Annotated in this window: 26 protein-coding genes; 12 read left to right on the top strand and 14 right to left on the bottom strand. The window is 65.3% G+C overall.

Features of this window, described 5'->3' with window-relative positions; genetic code table 11:
* Window positions 1-162: 162 nt before the first annotated feature.
* Window positions 163-540 (bottom strand): MerR family transcriptional regulator, encoded by a 378-nt coding sequence (locus tag ON22_RS02095; protein ID WP_033244011.1) that lies wholly within the window; start codon window positions 538-540, stop codon window positions 163-165.
* 65 nt (window positions 541-605) lie between these two features.
* Between ON22_RS02095 and ON22_RS02090 the strand changes: the two genes are divergently transcribed.
* A complete protein-coding gene (locus ON22_RS02090) occupies window positions 606-1,709 on the top strand; it encodes an alkene reductase (RefSeq protein WP_033244010.1) in 1,104 nt (367 codons plus the stop codon).
* Between the two features lie 86 nt (window positions 1,710-1,795).
* On the opposite strand, the gene ON22_RS02085 is transcribed toward ON22_RS02090, so the two are convergent.
* The 5 genes from ON22_RS02085 to ON22_RS36470 form a co-directional block, all read right to left on the bottom strand.
* Window positions 1,796-2,458: a GyrI-like domain-containing protein gene (locus tag ON22_RS02085; RefSeq protein WP_033244009.1), complete on the bottom strand. Its 663-nt coding sequence runs from the start codon at window positions 2,456-2,458 to the stop codon at window positions 1,796-1,798.
* The gene (locus tag ON22_RS02080) at window positions 2,455-3,246 is read right to left on the bottom strand and encodes a phytanoyl-CoA dioxygenase family protein (RefSeq protein ID WP_033244520.1); all 792 of its coding nucleotides are present in this window, start codon (window positions 3,244-3,246) and stop codon (window positions 2,455-2,457) included. The genes ON22_RS02085 and ON22_RS02080 overlap by 4 nt, the downstream gene beginning before the upstream one ends.
* 79 nt (window positions 3,247-3,325) lie before the next feature.
* On the bottom strand, window positions 3,326-3,478 hold the full coding sequence (locus ON22_RS37765) for a hypothetical protein (protein WP_231508545.1): 153 nt from the start codon (window positions 3,476-3,478) through the stop codon (window positions 3,326-3,328).
* Window positions 3,479-3,510: 32 nt separating this feature from the next.
* Window positions 3,511-3,918 (bottom strand): HsdM family class I SAM-dependent methyltransferase, encoded by a 408-nt coding sequence (locus ON22_RS35420; protein ID WP_231508544.1) that lies wholly within the window; start codon window positions 3,916-3,918, stop codon window positions 3,511-3,513.
* Window positions 3,919-4,065: 147 nt separating this feature from the next.
* On the bottom strand, window positions 4,066-4,227 hold the full coding sequence (locus ON22_RS36470; protein ID WP_156052279.1) for a hypothetical protein: 162 nt from the start codon (window positions 4,225-4,227) through the stop codon (window positions 4,066-4,068).
* 139 nt (window positions 4,228-4,366) lie between these two features.
* Here ON22_RS36470 and ON22_RS02070 point away from each other — a divergent pair, with 139 nt between their 5' ends.
* From ON22_RS02070 to ON22_RS02045, 6 genes are all read left to right on the top strand, one after another.
* Complete coding sequence (locus ON22_RS02070; RefSeq protein WP_157170394.1) at window positions 4,367-4,657, top strand: WXG100 family type VII secretion target; 291 nt, start codon at window positions 4,367-4,369, stop codon at window positions 4,655-4,657.
* 21 nt (window positions 4,658-4,678) lie between these two features.
* Window positions 4,679-4,984, top strand: coding sequence for a WXG100 family type VII secretion target (locus tag ON22_RS02065; protein WP_033244007.1), 306 nt, complete (start codon window positions 4,679-4,681; stop codon window positions 4,982-4,984).
* Between the two features lie 205 nt (window positions 4,985-5,189).
* The gene (locus ON22_RS37485) at window positions 5,190-6,362 is read left to right on the top strand and encodes a CdiA C-terminal domain-containing protein (RefSeq protein ID WP_051157063.1); all 1,173 of its coding nucleotides are present in this window, start codon (window positions 5,190-5,192) and stop codon (window positions 6,360-6,362) included.
* Between the two features lie 10 nt (window positions 6,363-6,372).
* Complete coding sequence (locus tag ON22_RS34330) at window positions 6,373-6,729, top strand: hypothetical protein (protein WP_156052278.1); 357 nt, start codon at window positions 6,373-6,375, stop codon at window positions 6,727-6,729.
* Between the two features lie 384 nt (window positions 6,730-7,113).
* Complete coding sequence (locus ON22_RS35410; RefSeq protein ID WP_081595260.1) at window positions 7,114-7,416, top strand: colicin immunity domain-containing protein; 303 nt, start codon at window positions 7,114-7,116, stop codon at window positions 7,414-7,416.
* 79 nt (window positions 7,417-7,495) lie between these two features.
* The gene (locus tag ON22_RS02045; RefSeq protein WP_033244005.1) at window positions 7,496-8,476 is read left to right on the top strand and encodes an Rpn family recombination-promoting nuclease/putative transposase; all 981 of its coding nucleotides are present in this window, start codon (window positions 7,496-7,498) and stop codon (window positions 8,474-8,476) included.
* Between the two features lie 60 nt (window positions 8,477-8,536).
* On the opposite strand, the gene ON22_RS02040 is transcribed toward ON22_RS02045, so the two are convergent.
* Window positions 8,537-10,168, bottom strand: coding sequence for an FAD-binding protein (locus ON22_RS02040; RefSeq protein ID WP_033244004.1), 1,632 nt, complete (start codon window positions 10,166-10,168; stop codon window positions 8,537-8,539).
* A 102-nt stretch (window positions 10,169-10,270) separates the two neighbouring features.
* Between ON22_RS02040 and kstD the strand changes: the two genes are divergently transcribed.
* Complete coding sequence (kstD, locus tag ON22_RS02035) at window positions 10,271-11,980, top strand: 3-oxosteroid 1-dehydrogenase (RefSeq protein WP_033244003.1); 1,710 nt, start codon at window positions 10,271-10,273, stop codon at window positions 11,978-11,980.
* Window positions 11,981-11,994: 14 nt separating this feature from the next.
* On the top strand, window positions 11,995-12,858 hold the full coding sequence (chsH3, locus tag ON22_RS02030) for an enoyl-CoA hydratase ChsH3 (RefSeq protein WP_033244002.1): 864 nt from the start codon (window positions 11,995-11,997) through the stop codon (window positions 12,856-12,858).
* A gap of 322 nt (window positions 12,859-13,180) precedes the next feature.
* Here the strand turns inward: chsH3 and ON22_RS02025 are convergent, their stop codons facing one another.
* The gene (locus ON22_RS02025) at window positions 13,181-13,927 is read right to left on the bottom strand and encodes a lipase family alpha/beta hydrolase (protein WP_033244001.1); all 747 of its coding nucleotides are present in this window, start codon (window positions 13,925-13,927) and stop codon (window positions 13,181-13,183) included.
* A gap of 160 nt (window positions 13,928-14,087) precedes the next feature.
* Window positions 14,088-14,969, bottom strand: coding sequence for an SDR family NAD(P)-dependent oxidoreductase (locus tag ON22_RS02020; RefSeq protein ID WP_033244000.1), 882 nt, complete (start codon window positions 14,967-14,969; stop codon window positions 14,088-14,090).
* Between the two features lie 70 nt (window positions 14,970-15,039).
* On the opposite strand from ON22_RS02020, the gene ON22_RS02015 reads away from it, so the two are divergent.
* From ON22_RS02015 to ON22_RS02005, 3 genes are all read left to right on the top strand, one after another.
* Window positions 15,040-15,633 carry a TetR family transcriptional regulator gene (locus ON22_RS02015; RefSeq protein ID WP_033243999.1) on the top strand — a complete coding sequence of 198 codons (594 nt, stop codon included), beginning with the start codon at window positions 15,040-15,042 and terminating at the stop codon, window positions 15,631-15,633.
* Window positions 15,634-15,905: 272 nt separating this feature from the next.
* Window positions 15,906-17,183 carry a lipase family protein gene (locus tag ON22_RS02010; RefSeq protein WP_033243998.1) on the top strand — a complete coding sequence of 426 codons (1,278 nt, stop codon included), beginning with the start codon at window positions 15,906-15,908 and terminating at the stop codon, window positions 17,181-17,183.
* 148 nt (window positions 17,184-17,331) lie between these two features.
* Entirely contained in the window at window positions 17,332-18,399 is a 1,068-nt protein-coding gene (locus ON22_RS02005) for an alkane 1-monooxygenase (protein ID WP_081595275.1), read from the top strand.
* A 25-nt stretch (window positions 18,400-18,424) separates the two neighbouring features.
* On the opposite strand, the gene ON22_RS02000 is transcribed toward ON22_RS02005, so the two are convergent.
* From ON22_RS02000 to ON22_RS01980, 5 genes are read right to left on the bottom strand one after another with little or no spacing between them, the layout of a single operon-like run.
* Window positions 18,425-18,907 carry a hypothetical protein gene (locus ON22_RS02000; RefSeq protein ID WP_063820517.1) on the bottom strand — a complete coding sequence of 161 codons (483 nt, stop codon included), beginning with the start codon at window positions 18,905-18,907 and terminating at the stop codon, window positions 18,425-18,427.
* On the bottom strand, window positions 18,904-20,178 hold the full coding sequence (locus tag ON22_RS01995) for a DUF58 domain-containing protein (RefSeq protein WP_033243997.1): 1,275 nt from the start codon (window positions 20,176-20,178) through the stop codon (window positions 18,904-18,906). Before ON22_RS01995 ends, ON22_RS02000 begins: the two co-directional genes overlap by 4 nt.
* Entirely contained in the window at window positions 20,175-21,137 is a 963-nt protein-coding gene (locus ON22_RS01990; protein WP_033243996.1) for an AAA family ATPase, read from the bottom strand. Before ON22_RS01990 ends, ON22_RS01995 begins: the two co-directional genes overlap by 4 nt.
* A 28-nt stretch (window positions 21,138-21,165) precedes the next feature.
* Window positions 21,166-21,660, bottom strand: a complete 495-nt coding sequence (locus ON22_RS01985; protein WP_033243995.1) for a hypothetical protein — start codon at window positions 21,658-21,660, stop codon at window positions 21,166-21,168.
* On the bottom strand, window positions 21,657-22,679 hold the full coding sequence (locus ON22_RS01980) for a DUF4129 domain-containing protein (protein WP_063820516.1): 1,023 nt from the start codon (window positions 22,677-22,679) through the stop codon (window positions 21,657-21,659). Before ON22_RS01980 ends, ON22_RS01985 begins: the two co-directional genes overlap by 4 nt.
* Window positions 22,680-22,908: the final 229 nt, after the last annotated feature.

Below are 22,908 nucleotides of genomic sequence, written 5' to 3'. Positions count from 1 at the left end.
GGACCGGGCCAGTTCCTCGACGGTCGGCACCAACCCTCGCCCGCCCGGCCGTCGGCGAACTGCCGGTCGATCAGGTTCTTTATCGGGCCGACGATATCCGGACCGACTCCGGCGTCGCGGCCGGCCGGACGATCGCGTCGAAGGCCGGTTCGGCCGTCCCGGTCACGTGTGTGCAGTGGCGAAATCCGCGCCGGCCCGCTCGATCACCTCGTCGAGCACCCCCCGGGATCGGACGAGGTCGGCAATCATCCGGTTGATCCGGTCGCGCTCGACTTCCAGCTCGCTCACGAGCTCGGGGGTGGCATACTCGCCGGCGCCGCCGGCGGTATCGCGCATACAGGGCAGGATCTGCACGATCTTCTTACTGCACAGCCCTGCCGCGAACAACTCCTGGATCCGGATCACCCGGTCCACCGCCGGTTCCGGGTAGTCACGGTGGCCGCCCGGCGTACGGTCGGCCGTCAGCAGCATCTGTTCCTCGTAGTAGCGCAGTGAACGTTCACTGACTCCGGTCCGCCGCGCCAGCTCGCCGATTCGCATTCTCACCTCGCAGTTCCTCATTCGGACTTGAACCTCACATTGATGTGAAGTCTTACCGTCCAGACATGACAACCACAGCAACCGGCCGTCTATTCACCCCGGCTCGTCTCGGTGAACTCGAACTGTCGCATCGGCTGGTGATGGCGCCGCTCACACGCAACCGCGCGGCCGCGGACGGTACACCGACCGGCCTGATGGCGACCTACTACGCCCAGCGCGCCACGGCCGGGCTGATCATCGCCGAGGCCGCCACCCCGAATCCGGTCGGTCAGACCTACCCGAACATCCCCGGTATCCACCGCGCAGAGCATGTCGCGGGCTGGCGGCAGGTCACCGAGGCCGTACAGCACGGAGGTGGCCGGATGTTCCTGCAACTGCAGCACGGGGGCCGGGTCGGGCATCCCGACAACAGTGGGCTGATACCCGTCGCTCCCTCGCCGATCGCGCTGCCCGAAACGATTCACACCCCGAACGGCCGCCGGGAAGCGGTGGTCCCAGAAGAGTTGACCATCGACGAGATCCAGCGGACCGTCGCCGATTTCGCGGCCGCCGCCCGCAATGCGGTTGCCGCCGGTTTCGCCGGGGTCGAGGTACACAGTGCGAACGGTTATCTGCTGCATCAATTCCTGGCCTCGAACACCAACCGGCGCACCGACGCATACGGCGGCACGGTCGCGAACCGGATCCGTTTCACGGTCGAGGTCGTCGAAGCGGTCGCGGCCGCCATCGGCGCGCACCGCGTCGGGTTGCGTATTTCCCCGGCGAACCCTGTCAACGGGATCGAAGAAGATGACACCGCGGACCTCTATCCGGCCCTCGCCACCGTACTCGCCGACCGGGGGCTCGCCTACCTGCACACAGTCCGGTCCGACCCGGCCGACCCGCTGCTGCGCCGGCTCCGCGACAGCTGGCCCGGAACCCTCATCGCCAATCCCGCGAATTCGGGCGATTCCCGCGATCCGGCGGCCATCGTTGCCGAGGCCGAAGCCCTGCTTGCCGCCGGTGCCGACTTCATTGCCCTCGGCCGCGCCTTCCTGACCACTCCGGACCTGGTCCGGCGTCTGCGTATCGGGGCGCCGCTGAACGAAATCCGCGAGGGCCGGCTGATGTATGTGGGCGGTGCGGAGGGCTATATCGACTACCCGGCACTGCCGGATATCGCGGCGTGATGCCGGGCGTCGCGACTCGGCCGGAAGTTACGCGGGCCAGTCACACGCCCGGAGCGAACGGCCCCTCGAATACACCGGAGTGGCGTTCAGTCCGCCGAGCCCGATGAAGCCGGGTCGGCGAAGGAATTCGGCGAATCCTCGACCGGCTGGCGGAGTACCGTCCGCAGCTTCTCCGGCGCAACCTTGCGGAAATCGCTCAGGTAGATCTCGTGGTGCCTACCGGCCATGCGCAGTCCGTTGTCCGGGATGAACTCCTGATGCATGCGCGCCAGGACCTCGGCTTCGTCATCGAAGGAGCCGATATGCAAGGTCTGCACACAACGTCCTTCGGACAACGTCTCCAGACGCACGTCGTCCAGGCGGGCCGGGCGGTTCTTCGCCCCGGCCTGCACGACCGCGGCCGCAAACATCTCCCGGTCGGTCCAGTCCGGAACCATGATCATCAGCGTCCAGTCCCACCGCGATTTGTCCCGAGCCCCCGTGAAGGAGTCCATATCGTCGGCCCACCACAGCCCCTCCAGTGGCATTACGACGTAGTCGCGCCCGAGGTCGCGTTTACTCGCGAACTTCAGCTTGTAGGCCACCGGGTACAAGGCTTCGACCGCCGCGGTGAACACGGGTGAGGCGTTCGGATCACCGTGGCCGTCGATCATGAGGTAGTTCATATCGGGTACCTCTACGATCCGGAACCGGTAGCGTTTCGCCTGATAGGCGTCGAGGGTCTTCTTGAAGTCGATTTTGCCCGTCATCGGGCACCGGCGGCGGAACCGACTCGGGGATAGCGGTCGCTGTCCAGCGGTTGACCCGGTTCCCGGTCGGGTACCGGGTCGTAATAGGTGTTTCCCGGGATCGGGCGGTAGATCGCCGCCTCGTCCATGTACACCGTCGCCAGCGAGACCCGTGCGATATCCGTCGTATTGGCTCCGGCGCGATGGATCAGCCGCGAACTGTGGAAAGTGCAGTCGCCCGCCCGGATCGGCACGGTGACCTGTGGCCACCAACGGGCTTCGGGATTGGCTGCGAATGGGTCCTCGAACTGCGGAACCGTATCCTCGGGCCAGCGATGTGATCCGGGCACGAACGTCATACACCCGCGCTCGACGGGCACATCGACGAGTGCCACCCAAGCCGTAAGAGTTACCGGAGCGGCGTCCAACGGGAATGCGGGGTCATCGGTGTGCAACGGGGTCGGCGCGCTACCGGAGGTACCTTTGCGCAGCAGCTCGGATTTATAGAGCCGCAGCGGCCGGCCTGCCAGACGTTCGGCGATCCCGGTGATTCCGGGATGTAATGCCAACCGGCGCATCGGTTCACTGATCCGCTCGGGCTCGACCACCCAGTCCATCACGTTCCCGTCCTCGGCGTCCCAGGCGACCGTGTGCTGCCGGTCCAACCGGTCCCGAGCGTCGGCGAGAAACTCGGTCAGCTCGGTGGGGTCGAGGACATTGCGTACATGGAGATAGCCGTCGTGCCGGTAGCGAGCGACGAGGTTGTCGGGAAGGGTATCCGCGCCGGCGGTTTCTGCGGTATCCGTCACGAACACCAAGGTAGCGACTCTTCCGGCCAGTTCTCGTCCTCAATAACGAAAGAACCACCTGAAACCGATCACCGCACCATCAGTTCGACCACCCTGCTGCCCCACTCTGTTCCAACGCCGCCGCGACCGCTTCGAACTCCGCCAAAGCTGCGGTCAGGTCTTCTACGATCTCGCGGGCGATGATCTCGGGAGCAGGCAGGTTGTCAGTGTCTTCCAACGACTCGTCGCGCAACCAGGTGATGTCGAGGTTGGTCTTGTCGCGGACTATGAGTTCGTCGTAGCCGTACGATTTCCACCGCTCGATTCCGTCCGCCGGGCACGGTCTTCGCCGGGCAAGTAGGCCGCGACGAACTCGTCGAGATGCCGGCGGCGCAGCGGGTTCTGTTTCAGGGTGAAATGCTGGTTGGTGCGCAGGTCGTATACCCACAGTTTGCTGGTCCAGGGCTGTTCAGCGGCAGGCTTCTTATCGACGAAAAGCACATTTGCTTTCACGCCCTGGGCGTAGAAGATGCCGGTGGGCAGCCGCAGAATCGTGTGCAGGTCGAAATCGGTCAGCAGTTTGCGGCGCAGAGTCTCCCCGGCCCCGCCCTCGAACAGCACATTGTCGGGCAGGACCACGGCTGCGCGGCCGTTCATGTCGAGGATCGTCATGATGTGCTGCAGGAAGTTCATCGACCGTGCCACCCTCGAATCTGAAGACGACACCCCGTTCACCCGATTCTCCGACGACGCCCCACGCCCCGCCCGCCGCAAAGCCCACCGCTTCTTCGAACGCTCCCGCAGCAGCGTCGTCCACTTCGCCGTCTACCCCGGCGCCGCCTACGACCACCGCGCCGCCCCGCCCGCGATTTCCACCTCATCGACTACCCCGACGGCCGCTACCGAGTCCGCACCACCGCCACCGTCAACGCCGTCCCCACCACCACCGCCGACCTCGCCATCCACCTCCAGAACCTCCTCGACCGCACCCTGAGCGATCACCGCGAAGACCAAGCAATGTGAGCTATCCGTGGGTTGTAACCGTTCGATTGACAGTGCCCGCCCTGCCAGTACTGTTGGTACAGCGATTGTTCGATGAGTTCGGGGGGACGTTTTGTCAGAGGGGCCAGCGGATCCGGGCTTGCAGGTAGTTCCTGACCATGTCTTGGATGCGGGTAAGTTCGTTCAGCTCACCGCCGACCAGCTGGTGAACGCCCTCCACTCCCTCGACACCGATATCGACGCCGTGCTCGGGGTATGGAAAGGCCACTCCGCCACCGCCTACCGCGCGGGCTGGGACGAAACCAAACGTGGCGCTGTCGAGGTACTGGAAGCATTGTCGACCATCGCCGAACTCCTGGGCGTCACCACCGCATCGTTCGTCGAACAGGACGACACCAATTCCCAGAGCTACCCATCGCTGAACCTTTAGCCATATCCCGGGGGATCCATCGTGCCCGACGATTCACAAGCCTTCCAGGTCGACCTCGACCAACTCGACAACCTCACCGCCCGCGCAGGCAATTTCGTTGGGTTCCTCAACGACAGCCTCACCAGCCTCCAGCAACGCATGGATGCCCTGCAACACACCTGGACCGGTGACGCCGCCCGCGCCCAAGCCGACGCCTACCGGGACTGGTCAACCGGCGCCACCGACGTCAGCGACGGCGTCGACGCGATGCGCCAAGCCGCCCTCGATGCCCACACCCGCTACACCACCGCCATCGACACCGTGCGACGCATCCTCGGCAACCGATAGCGGCTGATGAACTACATCAACGTCGACCCGGCCACCTACTACGACGCCGCCACCCGCATCAACCACGCCGTCGGCGAATTCTTCACCAACTACACATTCCACCTGAAAGCCCTCGAAAGCACCACGGCCATGGCCGGCAGTATCGGACCCGGAAAACAATGGGGCCGACTACTACAACAAACACGTCCAGGACACCGACCAGCTCGTGGCAGCTCTGATCACCGTCGCCGACCGCTACATCGGCGCACTCAACCAGATCGGCCACATCTACGCCCTCGCCGACCACGATCCGACCTCCGGCACACCACCGCCTGCGAAACCAGCCGATCCGCCCCTGATATTCACCCCTCAGCCTCCACCACCGACCTCCGTCGGCGGCCCTGGGGCCAGCCTGGTCGACGACGGACTCGACCTCGCCCGCAAGATCGCTATACCCATCCCCAACGGCGACACCCACAAACTCCACGCCGCTTACACCGTTTGGAACGCTATCGCCGCGGCCTTCGAAACCACCGAGCTGCCCACCGAACTCGGCCGTGTCGCCACACTGTTCGCCACCGTCACCGCACCCGAGGTCGACACTATCGACGACGACCTACGGACCATGAAAACCGCCGCCGAAGACCTTATCGCCACCTTCACCGAACTGGCTGGCGAATGCGCACACCAGAAAGCCGGACACGACAAGATGCGAACCCAACTCGGGGCCATGCTGTCTGTGTTCGCCGACACACTCGACAAGCAAGTCACCGTCACACGCACCCTCGAGATCGAAGCCGCCGTCATCACCTTCGGTGTCGGCACCGCCGCCGTCACCGCCGTCCGCTCCGGCAAAGCCGCCGATATCATCGACAACACCGTAGGCGACCTCCGCACCATCATCGACGCCGCAGAACTACATGACTCGATCACCCTCACTCGCAACATCACCGCCGCCCGCACCGGACTCGAACGCATCCACGAGGACATCGAAACCGCCGAGGACGCCGTCGAAGCCACTTCTGCTCCAGAACGTGGTGAGATAGACGAATCGGAGAAGTCATTCGATCCGGCTGAAAGAGAAATCGCCGAGATACTCGCGAACGAAGGAAAGAATGTCAAGGGAGTGGCGGAAGGAGAAACGAGAACTCCTGACGCGCTTGTGAATGGCGTCCCAACGGAATTCAAAACCCTCAACGAAGGCGCGTCGAACAACACGGTGAAGAATGCGTTGAACTCAGCGAGCGGGCAGGCACCGAATGCAATTATCAACGCGGAACATAGCGGAATATCGCAAGACGAAGCGCAGCGCGGTTTGAATAGGTTCCTCGGCGCCAGTCCGGATAAAATGACCACTGTCCGCATAATTGGCGACGGCTGGGAAATCACTTGGCCATAGGAGGTATGTGGTGAGCTCGTATCACCAGATATTCATCGACACAGACATGGACGAGCCAACGCTAGTTACATCTATCCAGACGATTACTGGCGCCCGCCCACGTACGCAACAAGCGCCTGACGGCGCCACGTTGAAAGCTTTCATTCTCGACAACACCGCCGTGGAGTTAGAAACGTCGCACGACTACGAGGACGACCTCGGAATTCCGTTCTCGAAATTCCGGACTGTTGTCACCGTCCGAGATCTGAATTCGAATAAAATTCGTGAGGAATCAACGGCGCGCTGGCTATTCGATCAATTATGCAGCGCCGACGCCACCCACGGACTTCTGGTCGTAGACCTCCAAAAGGTGATCGACCGCCGTTGATTCATCGACGTGACATCAGAACAGTTACCCCGAAATCGCTGGAAGGATTCATCCGGCACCACCGTTAACGCCGGCAAAGTCGTCAATACCACCGACACCCACACCAAACTCGAACACCTCCACGACACCATCGAAACGCCGAAGACGCGGTCGCAGCCGATAGCAGCCAACCACCTGGCCCAGGGGTAAATCCTGTGCCAGGGATCCCCCTGGAGACGAACCCGAAACAAATTGAGGCCAAATTCAAACACGCCACCGATTTTGGGGTTACCACTCCCCTGCGGAAAAGAGGGGTTCCAAACCTTCTGGAAAATTTGTATCGGGATGGAAGCTGAGTGATGGGCAAAAACAGAATGTACTCGAAGGAGGAAAACTTGGCGATGGATGATGAATGAGAATAGTGCTGCCATTGCACGAATGGTCGCGGGATACAAGCCCATTTTGGAGTCGCTATTATCCGGCAAGTCCGGCGCTGACGAATTCGGACAAAATTACCTTCACCACTTCAAAAACGACAGGAACCAAGCAACAGGACCCGACTTCGATATCTTAGACGAGCTATTCGCATCTGTAGACGATTACGTGTCAGAGCCAGCCCTACGTGAAGAAGTGGGAGGAATAGACGAGAAGGAACTCAGAGTCCGCGCATCAGAGGTATATGGAAAGCTGTTCGGGGAACACCCATGAATTTGGACAGGCGGTAACCGGCCACGCGGCCCGACCGTAAAATTCAATAGAGTTCCACTGACCAGCGACGTCGCCGGCTATGGCCGTGCAATCGTCGACTCCACACGATGGACTGTTCAAAGCGATCTGCTCCCGTAAAGCCGAGATCGCCGGAATACTGCGCGCCAACCTGCCCGGACCACTCGCCGCCCGTCTGGACTTCGACTGTTTGGAGTTGCAACCGGCCGGTTTCGTCGAGCAGAACCTGCGCGCGTTCTACAGTGATCTGCTGTTCCATACCCGCCTGTCCGGCCACAACGCCTACGTTTACGTCCTTGTCGAGCACCAGTCGTGTCCGGACAGGTTCATGCCGATGCGGATGCTGCGCTACATGCTCATGACCTGGACCCAGCACCTCGACGCCCACCCGAACAGCAAAGCTCTACCCGCTGTCATCCCGCTGGTCGTGCATTCCGGGCCCAGAGGTGAACGATGGAACTATCCGACCGAACTGGGCGAGCTGATCGATATCGATGACCGGACTCGCGCCGAACTGGCCGAGTACCTGCCGAGCTTGAAGATCTTGCTCGACGACCTGTCCCAGGTCGATATCGCCGCGATCCAGGCCCGTGATCTCACCCCGCCGGCGCGGCTGGTGCTGATCCTGCACAAAATCACCGCCAAGAACACAAACCTCGGCCATGATCTGCAACGCTTTACCGCCGATCTGAACGACTTGACCACAGATGACCTGTGGCGAGTGTTCGAGTACATTTTCCTGGAGGGCGATACCGGTCTCGAGGATCTGCAAGCCCTGTTGAATCAGCTCGGTCCGCGAGCCAAGGAGGTAGCTGTGACCACCGCAGAACGACTCCGCGCCGAAGGCCGCGCCGAAGGCCGAGTGGAAGGCCGCGCCGAAGGGGAGGCCCGCGTGCTGCTCAAGCTGTTGGCCGCAAAATTCGGGACGCTGCCCGCCGAAACGGTCGACCGGGTGCGCTCCGCCGACACCGACGAACTGGAAACGTGGACACCCCGCGTGCTTACCGCGACCACCCTGAACGAGATCTTCGCCCCTGCCTGACCCGGGCGCACAGCGCTCTTCCGGCCTTGTGCAGCGAGGTTCCGGGCAGCTGCGCCCTCGTCAATCCACGGAAGGACGGGCGGCAGCAGGCGTGGAGGCGGCAGACTGCTCACCCGCCGCGCTGCGACCTGCGCGCCGACCGGAGAAAATGCAGTCGGACAGGGACAACCCGCTGACGTAGGAGTTCACGCAGATTCCGGCGGCGGTGCGGCCGGCGGCGTAGAGGCCCGGGATATCGGCGCCGTCGGCGCCCTTCACCGCGCCGGTGTCCTCGTCGACGACCAGCCCGCCGACGGTGAACATCGGGCAGGGGTTGGTCAGGCTCCGTTTGATCGAGACATCGACCAGCCAGTACGGGCCGGCGCCGACGGGACGGACGTATTCGGCGGGTTTGCCGACCGGGTCGGGGGCTCCAGTGGCGTAGGCGCTGTTGTGCTCGGCGACCGTTTCCCGCAGACCCTTCGCATCGATGCCCGCGGCGGCCGCGACGGCGTCGAGAGTCGTGCCGCGCTTGGCTTTACGGCGCATGACCTCGAACTGCATTCGCTGGAACCAGGCGGCCTGCGGACCGATCTGCGAGATCGCCTTCCGCATGAGTTCCTCGTCGGCGAGCAGGAAACCGATACCGTCGTGCCGTTTGATCAGAGCGTCACCGACCGCAGCGCCGTAGCGGGTCTCGTCGATGACCCGCTGACCCTTTCCGTCCACCAGCAGCGCACCGGTGAACGAGCTCGGCGGCAGCAGGAACCGCCATGCCGAGACATTTCCCATCCGGGCGGTGGCGGCGCCGACACTGCGACCCATCTCGATACCGCTGCCGTCGTCACCGGAACTGCCCAGGGCCAGCCCGTTCTTGTAGGCGGGGGCGTAGGCGTGCACCATCTCCCGGTTGGCGATGAACCCGCCCGCGGTGAGCACCACACCGCGCCGGGCGGATACCCGGATGGTGGTGCCGTAGCGGCGGTCGAGGCGGGCGAGTTGCTTTTCCAGGGCGCGGCGCAGGGGCGGGTAGTAGATACCGGGTTTGGCGGCGATCGCGGCCATCCGGATGTAGCGCGAGCGGACCTGGGCGGGTGCATCGCGCAGGGTGCGGCATTGCACGCCGACCACCGCGCCGGTGTCGTCGGTGAGCAGCGCAGTCGCCGTCGTGAGCGATTCGACGCGCACACCCTTGTTCGCCGCGGACCGGGCGAGCGGCTCGAACAGCTTCTTACCCGACGTGCCCCACCCCTTGACCCGATGACCGCGCTGCGCCGGAGTGATGTCGTTGAAAGCGCCCGAGATCTCGCTACCGGAGTAATAGAGGTAGTAGTCGTTGTTCGGGTACGAGGTCTTGTACGGGCACAGCGATGCCTCGAACGGCACGCCGTGCCCGGTCAGCCAGTCGATCATGGCGGGACTGCCGTCGACGAACCGGCGCAGGGTAGCCGGCGTGACCGCGTCACCCACTTCGCGTTCCAGATAGGCCAGCATCTGCTCGGGAGTGTCCTCGACCCCGCCCGCGCGCTGCACCCAGGTGCCGCCGCCGGCGTAGATGATCCCGCCGGACAGTGCGGTCGCTCCCCCGCCGGTGAACCGGTCCAGGACGAGTACCTGGGCACCGTCTTCGGTGGCCTGCAGCGCCGTCGCCGCTCCGGCCGCTCCGTATCCGACGACCACCACGTCGGCGGTCAGATCCCATTCTTGCGCCATCGAGCCACTCCACCAGAATTGAAACGAGTTTCGCTGCCGGTTACGCGGCAGAATAAGTCTTCTGCCACACAACATAGACCAACAGCGCCATCATTCTATAACGTGTTCTACATGAACGATCGGGAATATGATGTGGTGGTGGTCGGCAGCGGCGCCGCCGGAATGACCGCCGCCCTCACCGCCGCGCACAACGGGCTGAGTGTGGTGCTCCTGGAGAAGGCGCCCTACTACGGTGGGTCCACCGCGCGCTCGGGTGGCGGGGTGTGGATCCCCGGCAACAAGGCCCTGCGCGATACGGGCGGTCCCGACGACCGCGAGGAAGCGCGGCGCTACCTGCACAGCATCATCGGCGACGTGGTGCCCGCCGAACGTATCGACACCTATATCGACCGCGGTGCGGAAGCCCTCGATTTCGTGCTGGCCAACAGTCCGCTGGAAATGGAATGGGTCAAGGGATACTCCGACTACTACCCCGAAGCTCCGGGCGGCCGGGCCGGTGGCCGATCCTGTGAACCCAAACCGTTCAACGCCATGATCCTCGGCGACGAACGCTTCAACATCCACCCGCCCTACTCCAAAGCTCCGCTGAACGTCGCCGTCACCCAGGCCGATTTCGTCCGGCTGAACCTGATCCGCCGCCACCCCAAGGGCATGATCCGGGCGCTGCGGGTCGGCGTGCGCACCTACTGGGCCAAATTCACCCGTAAGCACCTGATGGTGATGGGTCAGGCCATCATCGCCGGTATGCGCAAGGGCCTGATGGACGCGAACGTGCCCGTGCTGCTCGACACCCCGATGAACAAACTGGTGATCGAGGACGGCAAGGTCACCGGCGTCGAGGCCACCCACAAGGGCGAAACCGTCCGCTTCACCGCCCGCCACGGTGTGGTGCTGGGCAGCGGCGGGTTCGAGCACAACGCCGAGATGCGCGCCAAGTACCAGCGCGAACCGATTACCACTGAGTGGACGACCGGCGCCGCCACCAACACCGGAGATGGCATCCTCGCCGGTATGGACGCGGGTGCCGCGATCGGCTTCATGGAGGACGCCTGGTGGGGTCCGACCATCTTCAAGGGTGGAAAGCCGTGGTTTGCGCTGTCCGAACGCAACCTGCCCGGTTCGATCATGATCAACCCGAAGGGTGAGCGGTTCGGCAACGAATCCGCGCCCTACGTGGAGGCCGTGCACACCATGTACGGCGGCGAATACGGGCAGGGTGAGGGTCCGGGCGAGAACATCCCCACCTGGTTGGTCTTCGATCAGCGCTACCGCAACCGGTACATGTTCGCCAGCCTGCAGCCGGGCCTGAAGTTCCCGTCGCGCTGGATGGAGAACGACCTGATCGTCAAGGCCGCGACCCTGCAGGAACTGGCCGAGAAGATCGGGGTTCCCGCCGATAAACTCGCCGCCACCGTCGAACGGTTCAACAAGTTCGCCGATTCCGGCAAGGACGAGGACTACCACCGCGGCGACAGCCAGTACGACCGCTACTACGGCGACCCCACCGTCAAACCCAACCCGTGCCTCGCCGCGCTGGTCCAGGGGCCGTTCTACGCCGCCAAGATGGTGCCCGGCGATCTCGGCACCAAGGGTGGCCTGGTCGCCGATACCGCGGCCCGCGTACTCCGCGAGGACGGCACCCCGATCGACGGCCTCTACGCCTCCGGCAATGTGTCGACCCCGGTGATGGGCCACACCTACGCCGGCCCCGGCGCGACGATCGGCCCGGCCATCGCCTTCGGTTACCTCGCCGTCCACGACATCATCGACCGCAAGAAGGCCGGGTCCGCCGCGTCACCGGCCGAGGCCTGAGCCGAGGAGAAGTTATGCCCATCGATCCACAGGTAGCGCTCGGCGCGGAACTGCCGAGCAAGGAATTCTCCTGGACCGCCTCCGATATCGCGCTCTACCACCTGGGTATCGGCGCCGGTCACCGCTGGACCGATCCCGCCGAACTGCGCTACCTAGACGATCGGGAGCCGCAAGTCCTGCCCACCTTCGCCACCGTCGCGCACACCCTGCGCGATACCGACCCGCCGAAGGTGAAATTCCCGGGCGTCGATATCGACCTCGCGAAGGTGGTTCACGGCGCACAGGAGATCCAGGTGCACCGGCCGCTGCCCGCCTCGGGTAAAGCGACCCGCACCGGCCGGATCAGCGAGATCTGGGACAAGGGATCCAACGCGGTGATCGTGCAGGAATTCACCGTCACCGGCTCCGACGGCGAAGCCCTGTGGACCGAACGGTCCTCCATCTTCGCCCGCGGCGAAGGCGGTTTCGGCGGCGAACGCGGCCCCAGCAACAAGGCCGAACTCCCCGACCGGGCCCCGGATTTCGACGTCACCACCGCGACCCTGCCGCAGCAGGCGCTGCTCTACCGTCTCTGCGGCGACCGCAACCCGCTGCACTCGGACCCGGAATTCGCCAAGGGAGCCGGTTTCCCGGCACCGATCCTGCACGGGCTGTGCACGTACGGGATCATCTGCAAAACCGCCACCGATACGGTGCTGGAGTCCGCGGCGACACGGGTCACCGGTTTCAAGGCGCGGTTCGCCGGGGTCCTGTTCCCCGGTGAGACGCTGCGGTCACGCATCTGGCAGGAACCGGGCACGTTGACCATCAGCGCCACGGCCGTCGACCGCGACGACGCGCCGGTGCTGGGAGACGTGGTCCTCACCTACGCCGACTGACACGTTCCACGCTGTGGTGGCCGACGATCTGAAAGTCGTCGGCCACCTCCAGCGAACCACCTGATCACCGCCGGTAGTCGGCCTTGTTCAGTAGCGCATCGAAATCGCCTGCGATGGACAGCCACGCTCCGGAAGGTGAGGTAGTTGCGGGAGCGATCAGGAACGGACCCGAACGATCGATTCGGAACGGATCGGGACGAGGTTCCGTGAGCACGTACGCCGGGCCCGCTCGCCACCATGACGCGAGTCCTGGCGGACGCGTCCTAGCCGGACGCACCAGCGTGCATGGCTGATCGAGTTCTGCGCTCCGGGAGCAGTATTGCTACGGACAGCTGGTGGCCAGCGGGCCTCCACGCAAGGCCGAGACGATCAGCTCCTGGAACGCGCCGTCGCGTGGTTCATCGCGGTGAATCACGTGCCGGCCCGGGCAGAAATCCTGAACGCCGGCGTTGAACGCGCCCGGCAGCGGCTCACGTTCCGGGCCTTCGTTTTCCGAGAACAGGTGGTAGGCGGTGAGTCCGGGCGGAACCGCGGGTGGTTCGTTGAGTGCCCGCAGAAACGGCGAACCGGGCGCGATATCCAGGCATCCGGGCCAGAAGAGCGAACAGAGCAAGCCGAGCGACTGGCCCGAATTCGGCGTGCCGAAATCGACGTAGGTACCGACAGATTCGCCGCCGCCGAGGAATTTGACCCAGTGCCGGGCGGCGAGCCCGCCCATCGAATGCGCGGCGACATCGACCCGCGCCGCACCGGTCTCCCGCCGGATCTCCTCCACGGCCTGCGCGACCGCGGCTGCCGATTCGGCGATGGGAGCCGACCCCGTCGGCGCCCCGGAGAGGGACGGCACCGCGGGAAGAACCATGGAATAAGCCGAATATCCCCATTCGTCCAAAGCCTCGCGCAGCTTCTCCAGAATCCCCTGGTCGGCATCGAATCCGCCGATCACCAGTACGGGATTCGATACCGTAGGGCCGGGTTGGGCGACCGCCGCCGGCGAGGCCGCGGAACCGAGGCCCAGGCAGACGAATACCAGGCCGATTCGAACGAGCAGCGCGAGAAGGGTTTTCATCGACCTGCTTTCCTGAGCCGTACGCCGACGATCTGCGGAAACCGATACTGCGAAGCCAACGATCTTGGATGCTAATGCGGCGGCACAGAAGTCGTGGGAGGCGCGGCGGCCGGCCGAGCGCCGACCATCGTCCGCACCGGAATCCCACCTCGGCGCCCGATCACCACGTGGCCAGGCGGTCGCGCTGGGCCTCGCACAGTTCCCAGACAACGCGTCGCGTGTTCTTGTCCAGAACAGCATCGGGCCATCGGGCCGGCGCGGCCTTGCTGTTGAAGTACCTGCCGTGCACCTCCTCGACTTCCGGACTGGACGCGAGATACACACTGGAGCGAGTGGCCCTGACCAGTGCCCGGCGACCGTAGAAGATCGGCATGGCGAGCCGCAGGACGGGCACGATCGGGCGTGCCGCCGGCGGATAGGTTTCGGCGGTGAGGTCCTTGTTCATCGACGTGTACGCGTGCCCGGGATAAGCCACGTTCAACGTCACTCGTGTGCCGTCGAGCTCCTGGGCGAAGCGGTAGCTCATCGCCATCTGCGCCAGCTTGGTCTGGTTGTAGAACGACAGTCCGATGTAGGACTGCTCGCCTTGCAGATTGTCCAGGTCGATCCGCCCCTTCGGGATACCACCGGTGATGTTGATGATCCGGGCCGACCCGGCGGCCGTCAGAGCCGGCATCAGCCAGTGCGCAAGACAGAACGGCGCGACCACATTGACCGCGAACGCGGTTTCGATGCCGTCCTCGGTCAGTGTTCGGTGCGATCGCGTCGCCCCCGCGTTGTTGATCAACACGTCCACGCCACCGGTCCGGGCAGCGGCTTCTTCGGCCAGGCGCCGGACGTCGCCGAGCCGGGACATATCGGCTGTGATCGCTGCGATGCGGTGATTTCCGGTGGAGGTGCGGAGCTCGTCCACGGCCGCATCGGCACGACCCTTGTCGCGACCGACGAGGATGACGCCGGCGCCCAGACCGGCCAGGGCTCGTGCGGTCTCCTTCCCGATACCTCCGGTGCTTCCGGTCACCAGCACGGTTTTGCCTTCCATTCTCACCACTCCAATCGGCTGTCACTTGGTGACATTATAGCCACCAAATGACACAAAGTAGTCTGAGTGCATGACAGAAGGACTGCGTGAACGGACCCGCCGAGCAGTCCAGGCCGAAATCGCGCAGGTAGCCCTCGACCTGTTTGTCCGTAAGGGGTTCGACGAGACGACCGTCGAGGAGATCGCCGACTCGGCCGGGATGACCAAACGCAGCTTCTTCCGATATTTCCCCACCAAAGAAGACGTCGTCTTCGACGGTATCGACCTCACCGGAGAGAAGGTGGTCGCCGGCATCGCCGCCCGGCCCCCCGAAGAAGACCCCTGGGCGGCGTTGCACCATGTCCTGCGGGCCTGGCAAGACGAGATCCACGCCGGCGAGCAGGCATTCGCCACCCTCCGCCTCATCCAAACAACACCCGCGCTCGTCGGCGGGCTGCACCACCGGCGCACCGAATGGCGCCGGCGCGTCAGCGAAGCACTGCGAACTCGCTCGGGTGCGGATATCGACGCCTACACCGCGGATCTGCTCACCAACGCAGCGACCGCGGTGCTCGACGCCGTATCCGGCGAGTGGGTGCGGTCGGGCGGAAAGGCGGACCGCGCAGCTCTCCTGGACGAGGGGTTCGGTCGGGTTCGCGTCGATCCCGACACCCGGCGGGACTGAACCCGCCGCTACTGCGGTGTAATCGGCCCGAGCCCGGTCGACCGAACCGGGACCGAACTGTTACCCGGCCGGAGCCCGGTCTCGGATTCTTCGGCGACACGACGTGCATATATGCCCGGTTCCGCGTTCGACCAGCGATACTCGCAAGTCGATCTAGAACTATCGAGTCGAGGCGCCACGTTTTCTGCTCGAAGCCCTTGGTGTTGCGCTCGCGTTCACGGCGCCTTTCGGTTCGATAGCTGCCGGGACCAGCCGTACGCAGGAGGATCGCTATGAAGTCCGGAAAACGCGCGTGGGTCGCAGTGCTGTCGGGATCTCTCATGGTCGCCGGCGCCGTGGCGGTCGCACCATCCGCCTGGACACAACCGGGGCTATCGCAGTCGCAAGGCCCCGGGGGCGAGATTCTTCGTACCGAGGTATCGCAGGTGGCCTTGCCCGTGCCGGGGCTGCCCGGAACGACACCGGTGCGGTCGACACGGCTCACCTATGCCAGCAGCGATACCCATGATGCCCCGACCACGGTGGTGGGCACGTACATGGAGCCGACCGCGCCGTGGCGCGGTCCGGGGGAACGCCCGTTGGTCGCTTATGCGGGCGGTACGCAGGGGCAGGGCCCCGAATGCGCGCCGTCGGCGATGGTGTCGCAGGTGGTCCGGTTCCAGCCGCCGGCCGATATGGTTTTCGAATACGACGTCATGGCGATCCAATACCTGCTGGCCCAGGGCATGGCGGTGATGATGACCGACTATCACGACCTCGCCGCCCCGGGTGTCCACAACTTCCTCAATCGCAAAACCCAGGGTTACGCGGTCCTGGATGCCGCCCGTGCCGCGTTGCACCTGCCCGGCAGCGGCTTCCATCCCGGCTCGCCGGTCGTACTCTACGGCTACTCGCAGGGCGGGATGGCAGCAGCGGCGGCGGCCGAACTGCAACCGGTGTATGCCCCCGAGTTGAACATCCGCGGCGCCTATGTGGGTGGCCCCCCGGCCGGTCCCGCGGAATATATCGCGCGCAGCGACGGCATGCCCGGGGTCGCGCCCGCCATCGCGTGGATCCTCAACGGTATCGCCGCCGATTACCCCGAAACCCGGCCCGTACTCGACGCCGTCCTGAACGACACCGGTAAGGCGATCCTGAACGGTTCGATCGGCAAATGCGGCGGTGGCCTGTCCAACACCCTCACGCAACCGCAGCACACGTCCCGCTGGACCACCAGTGGACAGCCGATCAATGCGGTGATCGAAAGCTCGCCGGAATTGAAGAAGGCGTTCGACGAACAGCGGCTCGGCGGGACGGCTCCGGCCGTGCCGGTGCGTATCTACTCGGCGCGCAACGATGACATGTTCCCGGCCGCTCGCGGTATCGCCGCGAGTTGGTGCGGTGGCGGCACACAGGTTCAGCTGGAAGCCGACGCCGGCGTACCGCCCATATCCGGGTTCCTGAGCACACACGATATGGCGTTCTTCCCGTCGGTGACCACGTCGGTGCCGTGGGTGACCGATCGCCTCGCAGGTGTGCCCGCCCCGGTGAACTGCGCGGCACTGCCTTGATCCGGTGAAGTCCAGACCTGTGCCGGTGCTCCGGCGCCCTGATTCGGCGGCGGGACTGTCGCGATCCCGGGGCGCCGGTCGGCCACGGGAGCGTGATCCGGCGCTACTCGGACGGCCGAGCGCGCGTGATCCCAAACGTCGCCTGTGGATTCTGAGTACCGTAGCGCCGGGTTGCGCGCTCCTGCCGGGGCAACTGGTCGAGTTCACGGGGCTGGCGTTGTTCTGGTGGATCGGTCCCATCGTGGTGTTCGGGGTGATTCCGATTTTGGATGTCACGATGGGCTGCGATGGCAGCAGCCCGCGAGACGAGGACTACGAGGCCTTGTCCAAGGATCGCTATTACCGCTGGTGCACGTTCCTATTCCTGCCGATCCAGTTCACCGGCCTGGCCATCGCGGGATATATGTGGTCGAGTTCCGAGCTACAGCTCGTCGACAAACTGGGGCTGACCGTGACGATGGGACTGGTTTCCGGTATCGGCATCAATGCCGCCCACGAACTCGGCCACCGGGCCGAACACCTCGAACGCCGGCTGGCGCAGATCGCACTGGCACAGTCCGGGTACGGCCATTTCTTCGTGGAGCACAACCGCGGCCACCATGTCCGTGTCGCCACCCCCGGAGATCCGGCCAGCGCCCGCTTCGGCGAATCGTTGTGGGCTTTCATCCCGCGCAGCGTCGGCGGCGGTTTCCGGTCGGCGCTCACGCTGGAGCGGGAACGGCTCTCCCGCAAGGGAAAAAGATGGTTCTGCCGTGATAATCAGCTACTTCAGGCGTGGTCGATGAGCGCCGTGTTGTTCGGGGCGATGACTGTCGTATTCGGGCCCGGCATCGTTCCCTTCCTGGCGTTGCAAGCCGTGATCGGCATCGGCTTGCTCGAGACCGTGAATTATCTCGAGCACTACGGATTGCTGCGCGCACGCCGGCCCGACGGCCGATACGAACGATGCTCACCCCGGCACAGCTGGAACAGCGACCGCCTGGTCACCAATGTCTTCCTGCTGCATCTGCAACGCCACAGCGACCACCACGCCAACCCCGGCCGCCGCTACCAGACGCTACGCAGCTCACAGGAAGCACCTCAGCTGCCGTTCGGTTACGCCACCATGGTCCTGCTCGCAGCCGTGCCTCCGCTGTGGCGCGCGGTCATGGATCCCCGGGTCCTCGACCACTACGGCGGCGACATCACCCTCGTCAACCGGAAGCCTCGCGGGTGAGTGGGTCCGCGGCCGGTGGGCGGGCTCACCCGGGCGGCGGCGCGCCTTCGCCGGCGACGGTCCCGGTAACCGGTTTCGCCGGACGGCGGCGGGTGGCGGTGATGCTGTAGGTGAGGATCGAAGACAGCAGGATCACCAGGACCGGCGCCGCCACCGGCGACCAGGCCAGTTCCACGGGAAGCGCGGCCGCGGCGGCCGCAGCGCCGGTCCAGACGACGGCACCGATCACCGACGGCAGTGTTGTCGGAACCACCCCGCGCGGGGCCGTGACGGTGGCGATGTTCAGCAGGTAGGTGGTCGCGACCAGGCCCGCGGCGGCGGCCGCGATCAGCCCGGCCTCGGACAGGCCCAGGACTCCGATCACCAGCAGCACCGCGCCGACGGCGGCGAGACGCCACCACCAGCCGATGATCACCAGGATGATCGCGGCGGGGGCCGCCCACGGCTGGATCAACGCGACCAGTAGCACCAGCAGTGTTCCGGAGAGGTGGGCGAGGAATTTGGTCATCGGCGTACCCGCCTCATCCGCCGGTGCCGGGGTAGCAGACGCATGGTCTGGTCGAGGCGGGTGTCGGCGGCCCAGCCGACGATATCGACGCCGACCGTGCTCATATCGCGGTACATCGACATCCGCTCGAGCTGCCACATCTTCTCCATGGTGGGGTCGAGGTCGCCGGCGAACGGGCTGCCGCGCAGCACATCCACCGCCACCACCACGTGACCTCGTTTGCGCAGGTCGATGAGGGCGAGCGCGAACTGGGTGTCCAGCAGCGTGGAGAACGCGACGACGACCGCACCGAGCGGGACGGCGGCCCACGGCGCGAGGGTCCCGGTGGTGGGGATGTGCTCGTCACCGACGTCGAGGACGGTGTCGACGATGCGGTAGAACTGGCGGCGGCCGATATCGGGGCGTAGCCAGCGGGGCGATCGGCCGAGGCAGACCACGGCGGTGCGGTCGCCGGCCTGCAAGGTCGATTGCACCACCTGCGCGGCACCGCGGACCGAGAGTTCGAGGGCGTCGGTGGCCGGCCCGGGGGCCTGCTGGGAGGTGTCCACCAGGACGACGACGTCGGCGGAGCGGTTGGTCAGGCGTTCGGTCACATACAACCGGCCGCGGCGGGCACTCACCGGCCAGTTCACGATGCGGAGCTGGTCGCCGGGCGCGTAGGCGCGGATATCTGCGTACTCCACGCCCGGGCCGTGCCGGCGGGTCAGGTGCACGCCGAGTCGTTCGGGAAGTTCGGTGCGCGGCAGCGGTATTCGCTGAGGGTCGGTGACCGGGTAGACGAAGATTTCCCCGGCGGGCAGGGTGACGGTGGCCAGCGCCATCCCGGCTGGGCTCAAAGCCTTCACCCGCACCGAGATCGGATAGCGACCCCACCGCTGCGCCGATACCGTCAGCCGCAATCCGGCGGGCGCTGTCCCGGAATCCGACGATTCGTCGATGGTGACCGTCATCCCGTCGGTGACCACCGGTTTGCAGCGCAGCAGGGCGTGCCCCTGGTCGACGAATGCGGCAATGCTGATCGTGACCTGCTCCCCCTCGAAACACCGCTGGGTGCCGGCGCCGTCCACCTGGATCCGGGTGCGCGATACCTGCCACGGCGCGCTGGCCAGCACCCCGAGCATGGGCGCGGCGAAAACCACCAGCTGCCAGCTGGCCGAGATCACCGCGCCGAACAGCGCGACCGCCGAGGCGATGGCGAGCAGATAGGTCAGCGGGGCGGGGCGCCAGCGCAACCTCGCCTCGACGGTGGCGGTGGCGTCGCGGTGTCTCATTGCGTGGCGGCGCGCGGAACCGGAAGCCGGCGCAGGAGTTCGCCGATCACATCCTCGCCGCGGATCCGGCGCACCCACATTTCCGGCCGCAGGGTGATGCGATGCGCCATGGCGGGTACGGCGAGGGCTTTCACATCTTCGGGGATGACGTAGTCGCGGCCGTTCAGCAGCGCACGGGCGCGCGCCATCTGCACCAGATCCAGTTCCGACCGCGGACTGGCACCGACCTCCACCTGCGCATGCGCGCGAGTCGCCGAAGCCAGCGCCACCACATAGCCCACCACATCCGGGTGCACGGAAACGAATTCGACCGCGTGCCGCATTTCCAGCAGGCCCTTCGCGTCCACCACCTGATTCACCCGCGGCTGCACCGCACCGCGTTCCAGCCGGCGCCGGATCATCTCTGTTTCGTCGAGTTCGGAGAGATAACCGAGACGCAGTTGAATTGCGAAACGGTCCAGCTGCGCTTCCGGCAGCGGGTAGGTGCCCTCGTATTCGATCGGGTTGTCGGTGGCGAGCACCACGAACGGCTGCGGCAGTGGGAAGGTTTCGCCGTCGATACTCACCTGGCCTTCGGCCATCGCCTCCAGCAGCGCCGCCTGGGTTTTCGGCGGAGTGCGGTTCACCTCGTCGGCGAGCAGCATATGGGTGAACACCGGGCCCCGGCGGAAAGTGAAGCGGCCGGTGGACATGTCGTAGATGGTGGAGCCGAGCAGATCGGCGGGCAACAGGTCGGGGGTGAACTGCACCCGGGTGAAATCCAGGCCGAGCGCCGCCGCGAACGAACGGGCGATCAATGTTTTGCCCAGACCGGGCAGGTCCTCGATGAGCACATGCCCGCCGGACAGGATCGCGATCATGATGAGCTGTAGCTCGTCACGTTTACCGACCACGACCCGGGAAACCTCCCGGAGCACGGCTTCGGTGCGTTGGACAGTCGCGTCCAAGGGCATCGTCATGTCTTTACTCGCAATGCGTCGACCCATCTCACATTCTTCGAAGGCGGCTCAGGATCTCGTCCAGAGCCGCGCGACCCGGCGCGGGCGTGTTCTGGTCACGCAACGCCGAATCCGCCGGATCCACCCAGCGCCACAATTCGGCGCCGAAGAGATGGATACCGGCACTTTCCAGCGCCCGCCGGTTCTTGCTGACCCGCAATCCGGCGGACAATTGGAACTCCTTGGCCAGCAGCGGGCGTAGATGCCGATCCCAGTCGGCACGGTTTCCGTCGGCACGATCGACAAGCATTTCGGCGCGGGCATGCCAGTGGCGCAGCATTTCGGCGGGCCCGTTCTCCATCTCGTCGACGAGTTCCTTCTCTTTCTTCTCCGGGCGCAGCAGCACCCAGACGAAGCAGCACAACGCGATCGCCACCGGCACTCCGGCGGCGATCAACATGAATTCGCGGGCCCGCAGATAGGCCACGATCTCGAAAACGGCGACGGCGAGGATCGCGGTCACCACTATCCAGGGGCGGGTCATCGGGCCACCGTCCCGCCGGGCAGATACGCCGCTCGATCCGGTAGTTCCGCATCGGATGCGCCGAGCGACGATGTGCCTTGAAGATCGGACAGCACCACGCGCAACAACTGTTCGGCACGCATCCGCTGCCACTCCAGCATGGCGTGTGGGCTGAACCGGGCCTCCTCGAACAACGCGACCAGCTCGCGGGCGGCGGCATCGTGCAGGGCTCCGTGCTCGAAGGCGCGGGCCAGCACCTCCATGGGGGTGTCGGAGGCCAGCGGCGCCGCGGCGCGGGCGTAGGCGAGCCCGCGTTCCATCGCCAGATAGCAGGCGATGATCGCGGTGCGCGGGTCCTGGCCGGGGGCGTTCATCGCGGCCAACCCCATCTCGGCGGCTTTCACCAGGGACAGGGTCTCCTCACGCAACTGCTCGTCGTCGACGCCCGCGGATTCTTCGGATTCGGATCTGCGTTCCCGGCGCTGGGTGTTCACGGTGACAACCACCAGGCCTGTCACCGCCACGGCCACCAAGGTCGCGGCGGCGGCGGTGGCCAGGATGAGCCCGGTACCGGTGAGCACCGGCTCGTCTTCCTCCATACCGGGCGGTACAGCAGGCGGGGCGGGCTGTTCGGAACCCTGCTCCGGGGCCGCCGGAATCTGCTCGCCGGGGCGCTGGAACCCGATGAAATAGACGGCGAAAACCATTGACGCCAGCACGCCGGCGACGGCCAGCGCGAACAGCACGATCACCCCGAAGCGCCCCAGCCGCCAGTTCTGTTCGGATTCGTCGGCGTCCAGGTCGGGCATGGCCAGCGGCAGCCGGTGCTGGCTGGCGATGACCCCGGCCAGCAGCACCACGATCGAGACGGTGAGCAGGACGGGCATGAGGACCACCGACAGCACCGCGGAGGCGCCGCCGGCGTTTTCCGCCGGGTTTTCCGGCATCCCCGGAATATGTCCGCGCAGCGCGACGACAGCGCAGAACAGCAGCGCGAACACCGCCACAATGCGCGCGATCAGCGCCCGCGACCCGGCCAAAACTTCGACTCCACCATGTGTATTGCCAAGAACTGCCACATATTTACATGCCGGACGGCCGGTCCGGGAGTGATTCGAGAATATGAAATGACGAGTTTTTCATCTTTACCAGCCCCTTGCCGGCAAACCTACTGCCCATTGCGTAATCGACAGTTATATCTTGTTCCCGACTGTGAAAACTCACAAGCGTGCGGGTGCACCGGAAACGGCCCCGCGAAACGGGGGGCCA

The organism is Nocardia carnea NBRC 14403 (genome assembly GCF_000308515.1).
GTDB classification, from domain to species: Bacteria; Actinomycetota; Actinomycetes; order Mycobacteriales; family Mycobacteriaceae; genus Nocardia; species Nocardia carnea.
The sequence above is the reverse complement of the archived record's forward strand: the minus strand, read 5'-3'. Positions and strand labels throughout refer to the sequence as shown.